Genomic DNA, 12,261 nt, shown 5'->3' with positions numbered 1-12,261 from the left:
AAAGTGCTTTTTATCGTCATGGTTTTTGCGGTATTACGAAGTCAGACCGCCGAACCCTGCAACACAGGTGGCGTCCACACCCGGCCCATTTTGGTTTGCAGCTCTGGTCTCCCACATGAAACGGGATGGCTCGGACGGCGGTTACTCCACGGCGCAGCTCTGCACTGGTTTTGCGTCGTCTGACCCCACAAAGGTGACCGAGTATGGATGACCAAGGACGCACCAATTCTTCCGACCAGCCAATCCTTTATGTGCTCGATACCAATGTTCTGATCCACGACCCGAACGCGTTACTGAACTTCGAAGAGCACCACGTCACCATCCCGATGACCGTGCTTGAGGAGCTCGACAAGCTCAAGGACGGCAAGCACTCCGTGGCCGCCGAATGTCGCCAGGCCATTCGCCTGATCGACAAGACCCTGGGCGATGCGTCCCCCGGCGACGTCGAGCAGGGGGTGCCCATCCAGCGTGGCAAGAGTGGCCCCAAGGGGCTGCTGTCGATCCTGATGACGCCGCGTGCCGAGCCCAACCGCCTGCTGCCCGAGCACCTGAACGACAACATCATCATTAACCAGTTGGTCGACCTTCGCGCGCGCAACAAGGACTTGAGCGTCGTCCTGGTCACCAAAGACATCAACATGCGCCTGAAGGCGCGCGCCTGCGGAATCGCGGCCGAGGACTACAGCACCGACCAACTGGTCGACGACGTGGCCCTGTTGTCGAAGGGCTATCATACGGTGACAGGCTCCTTCTGGGACCGCGTCAGCAAAGTTGAAACCCGTCAGGACCATGGTCGCACCTGGCATCAGGTGCAATTGATCGACAACCTGCCAGCGGTTCATGTCAACGAATTCATCATCGACGAACAGGGGTTCGTCGGCTGGATCAAAGGCATCGATGAGCGTGAGTTGCTAGTCCTGGACCTGCACCAGGAACCGCTGCTGCACCAGGAAGCCTGGGGGCTCAAGCCTCGTGACATCCATCAGGCCCTGGCGCTGTTCGCGCTGCTGGACCCGGACATCCACCTGGTCAACCTGACCGGCGCCGCAGGCTCAGGTAAAACCATCCTGGCGCTCGCCGCCGCCATTGAACAAACCATGGTCAGCAAACGCTACCGGCGCATTATCGCGACCCGCAGCGTGCAAGGCCTGGATCAGGAAATCGGCTTTCTGCCGGGCACCGAAGCTGAAAAAATGGAGCCATGGCTGGGCGCTATTACCGACAACCTCGAAGCCTTGCACATGGATGACGAAAACACCCATGGCAGCGTCGATTACATCCTGCAAAAGGTCCCGCTGCAGTTCAAATCCCTGAACTACATCCGTGGCCGCAGCTTCCAGCAAAGCCTGATCCTGATCGATGAATGCCAGAACCTCACCCCGCACCAGATGAAAACCATCATTACCCGTGCCGGTGCTGGCTCCAAGGTGATCTGCCTGGGCAACCTGGCGCAGATCGACACCCCTTACCTGTCTGCGACGAGCTCGGGCCTGACCTACCTGACCGAGCGCTTCAAGGACTTCCCCAACGGCGTGCATATCACCCTGCAAGGTGTGCCGCGCTCTATCCTTGCTGAATACGCTGAATCGCATCTGTAGATCCAGCCATCGGGCGGCCTGTGTGCCGCCCGTTTTTTGCAGTGCCCAATCCTGACTCGTGGGTTTACAATCGCCTCTCCTGATCAGGAGTAAGGCTGTGCTGACTCATCTCGATTCCCAAGGCCGCGCCAATATGGTCGATGTCACGGAAAAAGCCGTGACCTCGCGTGAAGCTGTGGCCCAAGCGCGTGTACGCATGCTGCCCACAACGTTGAAAATGATCGTCGACGGGGAGCACCCCAAGGGCGATGTGTTCGCCGTGGCGCGCATTGCCGGCATCCAGGCGGCAAAAAAAACCAGTGATCTGATCCCACTTTGCCATCCGTTGATGCTGACCAGCGTCAAGGTCGAGTTGTCGGCGGACGGCGAAGACTGCGTGCTGATTGTGGCCCGCTGCAAACTGGCCGGGCAGACCGGTGTGGAGATGGAAGCCTTGACCGCCGCAAGCGTTGCCGCGCTGACGATCTACGACATGTGCAAGGCCGTGGACCGCGGCATGACCATCGAAGCGGTGCGCCTGTTGGAGAAGCAGGGCGGCAAGAGCGGGCACTACCGGGCGGAGGATGTATGAAGCTCAAGGTGCTTTATTTTGCGCGCTACCGTGAGGCGGTGGGGCTGGATTCAGAAGCGGTCAGCGGCGAATTCCAGACCATCGATGATCTGCGCCAATATTTGCTGATACGAGAAGGTCGGAAGGTGCTGGCCGAGCAGAACCTGATGTGTGCCCGCAACGAAGATCTCTGCCAACTCGACGAACCTTTGGCCGATGGCGACGAAGTGGCGTTCTTCCCGACCGTGACCGGAGGCTGACGATGGCGATTCGGGTGCAAACGGCGGCATTCGATCCCGGTGCCGAACTCAATGCCTTGCATGCTGCCAATGTTGGCATCGGCGCGGTGGTGGGTTTTGTCGGTTATGTGCGCGACTTCAACGATGGGCGCGATGTGGCGGGGATGTTCCTTGAACATTATCCGGGCATGACCGAAAAAGCCTTGGCCAAGATCGTGGTGGAAGCAGAGCAGCGCTGGCCGTTGTTGCGCCTTGAGGTGTTGCACCGGGTCGGTGCGCTGGAGCCGGGCGAGCCGATCGTGTTTGTCGGGGTGGCCAGTGCTCACCGGCAGGCGGCCTTTGAGGCCTGTGATTTTGTCATGGACTACCTCAAGACCCGTGCGCCGTTCTGGAAGAAGGAAACCACGGCAGACGGGCCGCGCTGGGTGGAAGGGCGCGACAGCGACCAGGCAGCGGCGCAGCGTTGGCACAAACCCTAACGAACCGCGGCGCCTTCATCGCGGGTAAACCCGGCTCCTACACCACCGTGTGTGCGGGGGGTGTAGGAGCCGGGTTTACCCGCGATGAAAGCGCCGCGGTACATCAGACATTCCGGTAAATCAGATCAGTCGTTATCGATCTTCGAATGCTTGCGGGTGTCTTTCATGAACACATACACCAGCAACGACACTGCAATACAACCCGTCACGTACCAGTAGTAACCGCTTTCCAGGCCAACGCTCTTGAACCACAGCGCGACGTATTCAGCGGTGCCGCCGAAGATCGAGACGGTCAGTGCGTATGGCAAGCCGACGCCCAGGGCGCGGATTTCGGTCGGGAACAGTTCGGCTTTTACCACTGCGTTGATCGAGGTGTAGCCACTGACGATGATCAGTGCGGCCATGATCAGGAAGAACGCGCCCCACCAGGTTTCGATGGTGTGCAAGGTGGTCAGGATCGGCACGGTGCAGATTGTTCCCAGCACGCCGAAGGCGATCAGGATCGGACGACGACCAATCTTGTCCGACAGCGCACCGATCACAGGCTGCAAGCACATGAACAGGAAGAGGGTGGCGGCCGAGATCGTGGTGGAGTCCGAAATGCTCATCCCGGCCGTGTTCACCAGGTATTTCTGCATGTAGGTGGTGTAGGTGTAGAACGCCAGTGTGCCGCCCATGGTCAGGCCGACTACGGTCAGCAGTTCCTTGGGGTGGCGCATCAGGATGCGCATGGTGCTTTCTTTGGGCTTGTCCTTTTTCTGGGTGAAGGATTCGGTTTCCTCCATGCCACGACGCAGGTACAGCGCAACCACGGCACACAGTGCGCCGATGGCAAACGGAATACGCCAGCCCCAGCTGTGCAGTTCTTCGGTGGTCAGCACCTGTTGCAGCACAATCAGCACGCCCAACGCGATGAGCTGGCCGGAAATCAGGGTGACGTACTGGAAGCTTGAGAAAAAGCCGCGACGTTCCTTGGTCGCCATCTCGCTGAGGTAGGTGGCCGAGGTGCCGTATTCGCCGCCGACCGACAGGCCCTGCAGCAGGCGCGCCAGTACCAGCATGATCGGGGCACCGACGCCGATGGTTTCATAGCCCGGTGTCAGGGCGATGATCAGCGAGCCGAAGCACATCATGATGACCGAGAACATCAGCGCCGCCTTGCGGCCCTTGCGGTCGGCGTAGATGCCCATGATCCAGCCGCCAATCGGGCGCATCAAGAAGCCCACGGCGAAAATAGCAGCGGTGTTCAGCAGTTGTGCGGTGGTGTCGCCAGCCGGAAAGAAGGCCTTGGCGAAATACAACGAGAATGCAGCGTAGACGTACCAGTCGTACCACTCGACCATGTTGCCGACCGAGCCGCTGAAGATCGACTTGAGACGGCTGGAGGTGGTGCGTTCGGCGGCGGGTGCAGCCACCGCCCCAGCAGGCAGGGTATTGGAATTATCCATGATGGATCCTTCTAGTTGTTTTTGTGGAGCGCGTTCGCACGCAACCTGACAAGGTCTATAGCAGGACCTGTGCCAGCGGCGGAATGCCCGTTCTAGAAGGGTTTGCAGTGGCCGAATAGGCGGAAATCCGCTTATTGGCGTTGAAGTGATAAGCAAGAAATTGCCGATCAATCGCTTTTCAGGAAGTCCTCGCGCAGCAGACCATGACGCTGCATTTTTTCATTCAGGGTGCGCCTGGGCAGTTGTAGCTCGGTGAGCACGGCCTTGATATCGCCCTGATGACGCGCCAGCGCCGAACGCAGGCATTGCGCTTCGAAGGCTTCCTGTTGCGCGGCCAGTGACTGCCCACTGCCGGCAGGTTCGGTGTGAGTGTTGTCCAGGCCCAGCACGTGACGTTCGGCAGCGTTGGCCAGTTCACGCACGTTACCTGGCCAGTCGTGGCTGAGCAGGTGGCCCAATTGCTCGCCAGTGAGCGCAGTGAAAGGCCGATCCAGGCGTTGCGAGGCGCTGCGGGCGAAATAGTCGAACAGCAGGGGAATGTCTTCGCGACGATCGCGCAAGGGTGCCAGGCGCAACTCGGCGACGTTCAGGCGATAGGCCAGGTCTTCGCGAAACCGTCCGCCACGGGCTTCTTCAAGCAGGTCCGGTTTGGTGGCGGCGATGATCCGAAGATCAACCGTGATGCTCTGGTTGGAACCCAGCCGTTCCAGCTTCTGTTCCTGTATCACACGCAGCAACTTGGCTTGTTGGGCCAGGGGCATGCTTTCGATTTCATCGAGAAACACCGTGCCGCCGTGGGCGTATTCCAGCTTGCCGATGCGTTTGCCTTGGGCACCGGTGAAGGCGCCGCTCTCGTGTCCGAACAGCTCTGCTTCGAACAGTTGCTCGGGAATGGCCGCACAGTTCAGGGCCACGAAAGGTTTACCGGCGCGCGGCCCGAAGTCGTGCAGGCAGCGGGCCACGCGCTCCTTGCCGCTGCCGGTTTCGCCGCGAATCAGGACATTGACCGGTAGGCTGGCCAAATCCAGTACCTGTCGGCGCAGGGTTTGCAGGCCTTGGGACACGCCAAGCAAAGTATCGTCCAGGCGCGCCTTGAGGTCGGCTCGCTCGTGCAGCTGGCGGTTTTCCAGGATCAACCGGCGTTTTTCCAAGGCGCGCTGCAAGCTGTTGAGCAGGCTCTGGGGGCTGAAGGGCTTTTCAAGAAAGTCATAGGCCCCACTGCGCATCGCCTCCACTGCCAGGGGTACATCGCCGTGGCCAGTGAGCAGAATCACCGGCAAGTCGGCGTCCAGCCCTTGCAGGCGCTGCAGCAGCTCCATGCCATCCATGCCGGGCATGCGCACGTCGCTGAGAATGACGCCTGGGAAGTGCGCCGGCAGTTGCGCCAGGCAGTCCTCGGCGCGGCTGAACAGTTGCACCGCAAAGCCAGACAGGCTCAGCCACTGCTCGACGGCGATACGGATGCTGGCTTCGTCGTCGACGACGATCACAGAGTTCAACAGGGGGTCTCCTGATCTACAGGTAATGTCAGAGTGAAGAGCGCGCCGGGGCCACGATTGCTGGCCTGCAAGCGGCCACCCAGTTCGTGAACGATGCCATAGGATACCGCCAGGCCAAGGCCCAGGCCGTCACCCACAGGTTTAGTGGTGAAGAATGGATCGAAGACATTGGGCAGAATCTCGGCCTCAATGCCACCCCCGCTGTCGCCAACGCTCAGTTGCCAGTCGCCGTTCACTTGCTCGATTCGCACCTCCAGGCGCCTAAGCGGTTTATTGCTCATGGCATCGAGGGCGTTGCGAATCAGGTTGATCAGCACCTGCTCAAGGCGAATGGCATCGCCGCGAACCCAGGCTGGGCGCGTCAGGTGCAGCGCCGTGCTGACGGCTTCGGCACGAATACGCGGGTCGAGCAGGTGCAGGGCCTGATCGACCACACTCGCCAGATCCAGTCGCTCACGCAGTCCCTGCGGGCTTTTGCGGGCGAAGGTCTTCAAGTGTCCCGTCAGGGCAGCCATGCGCTCAAGCATCTGTTCCAAGGGCTCGAGCGCCTTGTAGGCATCGTCGACGCGGCCGTGGTCGAGCAGTAGGCGCAAGGTTGCCAGCTGCATGCGCTGGGTGGTCAGGGGTTGATTGATTTCATGCGCCAGCGCTGCCGACATTTGCCCAAGCGCCGCGAGCTTGGCCGATTGCACCAGCCCTTCTTGAGCGGTGCGCAGTTCCCGAGTGCGCTCCTGGACCAGTTGCTCAAGCTCTTCATGCGTGCGCTGGCGCAGGCGAGCCAGGCGCCAGCGCTGGTTCAGGAACAGTGCCAGAAACACCAGGCTCAGCCATACCGCAGCCGCCGCGAAAGCGGCCTTGCGGCCGTCTTCATTGGCATGGGGCTGACGCAACAGGTGCAGGGTCCAACCCTCGGTTTGCAGGGCAAGCGACTCCCACAAGTAATTGGCCTCGCCTTGGGGGCCTTGCACGCGGACCAGATGGCTGTTGTCGGCAAAGCGCTCCAGTGTGCTGCGCTCAAGCGGGGTAAGCGGCTGATTGTTGTATTGACGGGTGTTCGCAAGCTCAGTGCGGTCTGTACTCGACAACGGCTGCAACTCTCGATAGCGCCAGCCGTCCTGATTGGCGATAAAGACAATCCCGCGGGCATCGCTGACCAGCAAGACATCACTGCCTTGGCGCCATTCTCGCTCCAGCTCCGGGAACTCCAGCTTGACCACCATGGCACCGAGGAATCGGGCGTGCTCGTCCGTCACGGCGCTGGCCAGGAAATAGCCGGGTATGCCGCTGGTGACGCCCACGGCATAGAAGCTGCCACTGCCGGTGCTGCGCGCTTGTTGGAAATAGGGGCGAAAGCCGTAATTCTGACCGACGTAGCTGGTGGGCAACCGCCAGTTGCTGGCGGCCACTGCAAACCCGTTGCGATCCAGCAGCTCCAGGGTCGAGGAGTTGGCAGCGCCGTTGATGCGCTCAAGTTTTAGATTCAAGGCTTCTTGAAGGCCGCCATCGACCGTGCCGCGCAGGGCACTGATCAGCTCCGGGTCCAGCGCCAGTACGGCAGGCAAGGCCCGGTAACGTTCGATCAGGGTATGCAGGGAAGTGGCATACAGGTGCAACTGTTCATTGGCACGGGCGGCCTCATCGACCATCGCCACCCGCTCGGCATGGCGCATGGCCAAGCCCGCGGACGCCAGCGTGCCGAGCAAAATCAGCAGAACAATCAGCGAGAGGCGCAAGGCGCGGGCAGGAGGGCGCATAAGATCAACAACAATTCAGGAAGGACAACACAATAACATTTTGCCCCTGTAGGAGAGACGGGGGCGCCTAGCCCTTGGTCGCGATGGCATCACCGCGGTCTCAGTTAGACCGCAGCGCGTTCACCGCGGTTATCAGTTAGACCGCGGTGATGCCATCGCGAGCAAGCTCTGCTCCTACAGCAGCTCAAAGCTCTGCTGTTGCACAGTTTGGGAATCCAGCCCCACCTGTACATTGAACTCCCCAGGCTCGGCTGCGTACTTGAGCTGGGTGTTGTAGAACTTCAGGTCGTTTTCGTCGAGGGTGAACTTGACGACTTTCGACTCACCGGCCAAGAGCCGCACTTTCTGGAAGTTCTTCAGCTCCTTGACCGGCCGGCTCATGGAAGCCGACACGTCCTGGATGTACAACTGCACAACGGTCTCACCCTCACGCTGGCTGGTGTTCTTGACGGTGATGCTGGCTTGGAGCTTGCCGCCTTTGTTCAAGGTATTGCTCGACAGCGCCAGGCCTGACAGCTCGAAGGTGCTGTAGCTCAAGCCGTAGCCAAAGGGGTAAAGCGGGCCGTTTGGCTCTTCGAAGTACTGGGAGGTGTAGTTGCCTGGCTTGCCCGGTGTGAAGGGGCGACCGATGCTCAAGTGGTTGTAGTACATCGGAATCTGCCCGACCGAGCGTGGGAAGGTGATTGCCAGCTTGCCAGACGGGTTGTAGTCGCCGAACAGGACATCGGCGATCGCATTGCCACCCTCGGTGCCGCTGAACCAGGTTTCCAGGATGGCATCGGCTTCTTCGCGCTCGCGGCTCAGCGCCAGCGGGCGGCCGTTCATCAATACCAGCACCAGCGGCTTGCCGGTGGCTTTGAGCGCGGTAATCAACGCGCGCTGGCTCGCCGGGATTTCCAGGGAAGTACGGCTGGAAGATTCATGGGACATGCCGCGCGATTCACCGACGGCGGCGATGATGACATCGGCCTGGCGAGCGGCCTTGACCGCTTCCTCGATCATGGCCGCGGCCGGACGAGGATCCACATCCACTTCGGGATGGTCGAAGTTGAGGAAGTTCAGGTAGTCGATGATTTTCGCATCGTCGGTGATGTTTGCGCCTTTGGCGTAGATCACGCGGGCACGATCACCCACTGCCTTGCGCAGGCCGTCATAGACGGTCACCGACTGGCGAGGTACGCCTGCGGCGGCCCAGCTGCCCATCATGTCGATCGGTGCGTCGGCCAGTGGGCCGACCAGGGCAATGGTGCCTTGTTTCTTGAGTGGCAGGGTCTGGTTGCGGTTTTCCAGCAGCACCAGGCTCTTGCGCGCCACGTCCCGGGCCGCCTCGCGGTGCAGGCGGCTTTCAGCGTTGGTGTCGGCCGGGTCTTCGCTGGCCACGCCTATGCGCCGATACGGGTTGTCGAACAGGCCCATGTCGTACTTGGCGCCCAGGACTTCACGCACGGCGTTGTCCAGGTCTTGCTGGCTGACTTCGCCGGACTTGAGCAGGCCAGGCAGTTCCTCACCGTAGAGCGAGTCGTTCATGCTCAGGTCGATGCCGGCCTTGATCGCCAGCTTTGCGGCCTCGCGCCCATCGCGGGCCACGCCATGGCGCACCAGTTCGGTGATGGCGCCGTGGTCGCTCACCGTCACGCCCTTGAAGCCCCAGTCTTTGCGCAGCAAATCCTGCATCAGCCAGGTGTTGGACGTGGCCGGGATGCCGTTGATGGAGTTCAGGGCCACCATCACCCCGCCAGCGCCGGCATCGATGGCGGCGCGGTAAGGCGGCAGGTAATCCTGATACATCCTGGTCGGGCTCATGTCGACCGTGTTGTAGTCGCGGCCACCCTCAACGGCGCCGTACAGGGCGAAGTGCTTGACGCTCGCCATCAGGCTGGTGGGGGAGGCGGCGCCCTGGTCCTGGAATGACTTGACCATTTGCGCGCCAATGCGCGACACCAGGTAGGTGTCTTCGCCAAAGCCTTCGCTGGTGCGGCCCCAGCGCGGGTCGCGAGCGATATCGACCATCGGCGCGAAGGTCATGTCGATGCCGTCAGCGCTGGCCTCGATGGCCGAGGTGCGACCTACCGTGGCAATCGCGTTCATGTCCCAGCTGGACGCCAGGGCCAGGCTGATCGGGAAAATGGTGCGGTGACCGTGGATCACGTCGTAGGCGAAGAACATCGGGATCTTCAACCGGCTGTTCTTCACCGCGGCGTCCTGCAGTGGGCGGTTTTCGCGGCGGGTGATCGAGTTGAAGGTGCCGCCAATATGACCTGCCGCGATCTCTTTGAGGATCTGCGGCTGGGGCATTTCAGGGCCAATGCTGATCAGGCGCAACTGGCCGATTTTTTCGGCTTCGGTCATCTGCTTGAGCAGGTCGGAAACGAACGCATTTTTTTGCTTCAGCGCGTCGGACTGAGTATCGGCAAAGGCCGAGTGACTGGCCAGGCTGACGAGTAGGCCCAGCAAACACAGCTTATTCATGTCTTCAATTCTCAAGGCCCACAACAGTCTTCACGGTGCAGACTGTTCAGCCGAAGTTGGGAGAGCGGCTATTGTTGTAATTCGCAGGTAGCGTCGTTTAGCCAATCGGGCTGGCGCATTCCAGCAGTGGCGACGGATTATGCCTCAAGTCCCGCGCTTGAGGGCGAAATGGGCTTTTGGGGCCCTCTTTCAGGAGCGTAAAGCACATGCACGACCTTCGAATAACAGGCCCAGGTTTCAGGGTGCTGTTGTGGCTGATGCTGACCAGCATGCTGGCCGGTTGTGGCATCAACAACATTCCCAGCTACGACGAGCAAGCCAAGGCCGCCTGGGCGCAGGTCGAAAATCAATACCAGCGTCGCGCTGACCTGATCCCCAACCTGGTCGAGACCGTGAAGGGGTACGCCAAGCAAGAGCAGGATACGCTCACGGCCGTCGTCGAGGCGCGGGCCAAGGCGACCTCGATCCAGGTCGATGCCAGCACCCTCGACAACCCGGAAAAAATGCGCCAGTTCCAGCAGGCCCAGGAACAACTCAGCGGCGCCCTGAGCCGCTTGATGGTGGTGGTCGAACGTTACCCAGACCTCAAGTCGAACCAGAACTTCCTGGCCCTGCAGTCGCAACTTGAAGGCACGGAAAACCGCATTGCCGTGGCTCGGCGCGACTTCATCGCTGCGGTGCAACGCTATAACACCGAGATCCGCACCTTTCCCGGGCGTATCTGGCACACCTTGATGTACAGCAGCATGCCGGTACGGGAGAACTTCGAGGCGACCAGCCCGGATGCCGATAAAGCGCCGCAAGTGAAGTTCTGATGCGAGCCCTTCGGCTGTGCCTGGTGTTGCTGCTGGTACTGGGCGCAGCCGTGGCGCGGGCCGAGTTGAGCTTTCCGGCCCTGACCGGGCGGGTGGTGGACAATGCCGGGATGCTTGAAGCGAGCACCATCAGCCAACTCACTGAAATGCTCACCGCCCACGAACAGGCGAGCGGTGAGCAAGTCGTGGTGGTCACGCTGCCTGACTTACAGGGCTCAAGCATCGAAGACTACGGTTATCAGCTGGGCCGTCACTGGGACATTGGCCAGCAGGGCAAGGACAATGGTGCGCTGTTGATCGTGGCCCGTGACGAGCGAAAGCTGCGTATCGAAGTGGGTTATGGCCTGGAAGATCGGCTCACCGATGCCCAGGCCTCGGTCATTATCAACAGCGTCATCACCCCGGCGTTCAAGCGCGGTGACTTCAATCGGGGCATTGCTGCCGGCACCATTGCGATCATCCAGGTGTTGGGTGGCAATCCGCTGGCCGAACCTGCAAAAGCCCTTGGAGGAGACGACTCCCCGGAGGCGCCGGGATGGGTGATCGGCTTGCTCGTGTTGTTGTTTATCATCGTTTTTATCAGCCAGGGCCTGGGCATCAGCGGTCGCGGCGGTGGCTTTGGTGGCATGGGCGGTGGCGGGTTTGGTGGTGGCGGCGGTGGAGGCTTCAGTGGGGGTGGCGGGAGTTTCGGCGGCGGCGGCTCGTCGGGTGGATGGTAAAACAATGAAGGGACTATCGATCCATGGCTTTATTGAGTGATGACGAACAACGCCAGGTGGCCGAAGCCATTGTCCGCGTCGAGCACTATACCGATGCGGAACTGGTGACCGTGCTGGCGGCGCGTGCCGATGACTACACGTATATTCCGCTGCTGTGGGCCAGCCTGTTGGCGCTGGTGGTGCCGGGGGCGGTGAATTACCTCACCGATCTACTGACCGCTCATACGCTGTTGATGGTGCAGTGGTTGAGTTTTTTTGTGCTGTGCCTGCTGTTTCGCATTCCATGGATTACCAGTCATCTGATTCCGCGTTCCGTAAGGCATTGGCGTGCGGCGAACCTCGCACGGCGGCAATTTCTCGAACAGAACCTGCATCACACCGCTGGCAGTACGGGCATCCTGATCTTCGTCAGCGAGGCGGAACGCTACGTCGAAATCCTGGTGGATGAGGGTATTTCTCGTCGGTTGGACGACAAGGCCTGGGCGTCGATCGTCGAGGATTTCACCCGCCAGGTGAAAGCAGGCCAGACCCTGCAAGGGTTTATCAGCTGCATTGAGGCCTGTGGCGAGCTGCTCAAGGTCCATGTGCCGGTGACCCATGTCAGAAACGAGCTGCCAAACCGTTTGGTCGTATTGTCCTGACCAACGCAAATTAGCCCGTGCCTTGGGCGGGCTTCCCTTTTAAAATGCTG

11 protein-coding genes are annotated in these 12,261 nt (G+C 60.6%); 7 read left to right on the top strand and 4 right to left on the bottom strand.

The genetic code is table 11. The features are described 5' to 3' along the window. The first annotated feature begins 203 nt into the window (after positions 1 to 203). The 4 genes from AC3IX4_RS24035 to moaE all read left to right on the top strand — a co-directional run bounded on the left by AC3IX4_RS24035 (position 204) and on the right by moaE (position 2,866). Positions 204 to 1,598, top strand: a complete 1,395-nt coding sequence (locus AC3IX4_RS24035) for a PhoH family protein (protein ID WP_489257838.1) — start codon at positions 204 to 206, stop codon at positions 1,596 to 1,598. A gap of 97 nt (positions 1,599 to 1,695) precedes the next feature. After that, a complete protein-coding gene (moaC, locus tag AC3IX4_RS24030) occupies positions 1,696 to 2,169 on the top strand; it encodes a cyclic pyranopterin monophosphate synthase MoaC (RefSeq protein WP_489257837.1) in 474 nt (157 codons plus the stop codon). Next, on the top strand, positions 2,166 to 2,408 hold the full coding sequence (locus AC3IX4_RS24025; RefSeq protein ID WP_489257836.1) for a MoaD/ThiS family protein: 243 nt from the start codon (positions 2,166 to 2,168) through the stop codon (positions 2,406 to 2,408). Before moaC ends, AC3IX4_RS24025 begins: the two co-directional genes overlap by 4 nt. Before the next feature lie 2 nt (positions 2,409 to 2,410). Next, positions 2,411 to 2,866, top strand: coding sequence for a molybdopterin synthase catalytic subunit MoaE (gene moaE, locus AC3IX4_RS24020; RefSeq protein ID WP_489257835.1), 456 nt, complete (start codon positions 2,411 to 2,413; stop codon positions 2,864 to 2,866). 125 nt (positions 2,867 to 2,991) lie between these two features. On the opposite strand, the gene AC3IX4_RS24015 is transcribed toward moaE, so the two are convergent. The 4 genes from AC3IX4_RS24015 to bglX all read right to left on the bottom strand — a co-directional run bounded on the left by AC3IX4_RS24015 (position 2,992) and on the right by bglX (position 10,036). Then, complete coding sequence (locus AC3IX4_RS24015) at positions 2,992 to 4,314, bottom strand: MFS transporter (RefSeq protein WP_489257834.1); 1,323 nt, start codon at positions 4,312 to 4,314, stop codon at positions 2,992 to 2,994. A 167-nt stretch (positions 4,315 to 4,481) separates the two neighbouring features. After that, positions 4,482 to 5,816: a sigma-54-dependent transcriptional regulator gene (locus AC3IX4_RS24010; protein ID WP_489261350.1), complete on the bottom strand. Its 1,335-nt coding sequence runs from the start codon at positions 5,814 to 5,816 to the stop codon at positions 4,482 to 4,484. Then, positions 5,810 to 7,567, bottom strand: a complete 1,758-nt coding sequence (locus tag AC3IX4_RS24005; RefSeq protein ID WP_489257833.1) for an ATP-binding protein — start codon at positions 7,565 to 7,567, stop codon at positions 5,810 to 5,812. Before AC3IX4_RS24005 ends, AC3IX4_RS24010 begins: the two co-directional genes overlap by 7 nt. A gap of 174 nt (positions 7,568 to 7,741) precedes the next feature. Continuing rightward, positions 7,742 to 10,036 carry a beta-glucosidase BglX gene (gene bglX, locus AC3IX4_RS24000; RefSeq protein WP_489257832.1) on the bottom strand — a complete coding sequence of 765 codons (2,295 nt, stop codon included), beginning with the start codon at positions 10,034 to 10,036 and terminating at the stop codon, positions 7,742 to 7,744. A 206-nt stretch (positions 10,037 to 10,242) separates the two neighbouring features. Here bglX and AC3IX4_RS23995 point away from each other — a divergent pair, with 206 nt between their 5' ends. The 3 genes from AC3IX4_RS23995 to AC3IX4_RS23985 are packed head-to-tail and all read left to right on the top strand — an operon-like array spanning position 10,243 to position 12,211. Beyond that, positions 10,243 to 10,851 (top strand): LemA family protein, encoded by a 609-nt coding sequence (locus AC3IX4_RS23995; RefSeq protein WP_489257831.1) that lies wholly within the window; start codon positions 10,243 to 10,245, stop codon positions 10,849 to 10,851. Then, positions 10,851 to 11,570 carry a TPM domain-containing protein gene (locus AC3IX4_RS23990; RefSeq protein WP_489257830.1) on the top strand — a complete coding sequence of 240 codons (720 nt, stop codon included), beginning with the start codon at positions 10,851 to 10,853 and terminating at the stop codon, positions 11,568 to 11,570. Before AC3IX4_RS23995 ends, AC3IX4_RS23990 begins: the two co-directional genes overlap by 1 nt. Before the next feature lie 23 nt (positions 11,571 to 11,593). Then, the gene (locus tag AC3IX4_RS23985; RefSeq protein ID WP_489257829.1) at positions 11,594 to 12,211 is read left to right on the top strand and encodes a TPM domain-containing protein; all 618 of its coding nucleotides are present in this window, start codon (positions 11,594 to 11,596) and stop codon (positions 12,209 to 12,211) included. Positions 12,212 to 12,261: the final 50 nt, after the last annotated feature.

It is taken from the genome of Pseudomonas sp. KH_021, assembly GCF_057838865.1.
Note: the sequence above shows the minus strand (reverse complement) of the source record. Positions and strands in the feature narration are given on the sequence as shown.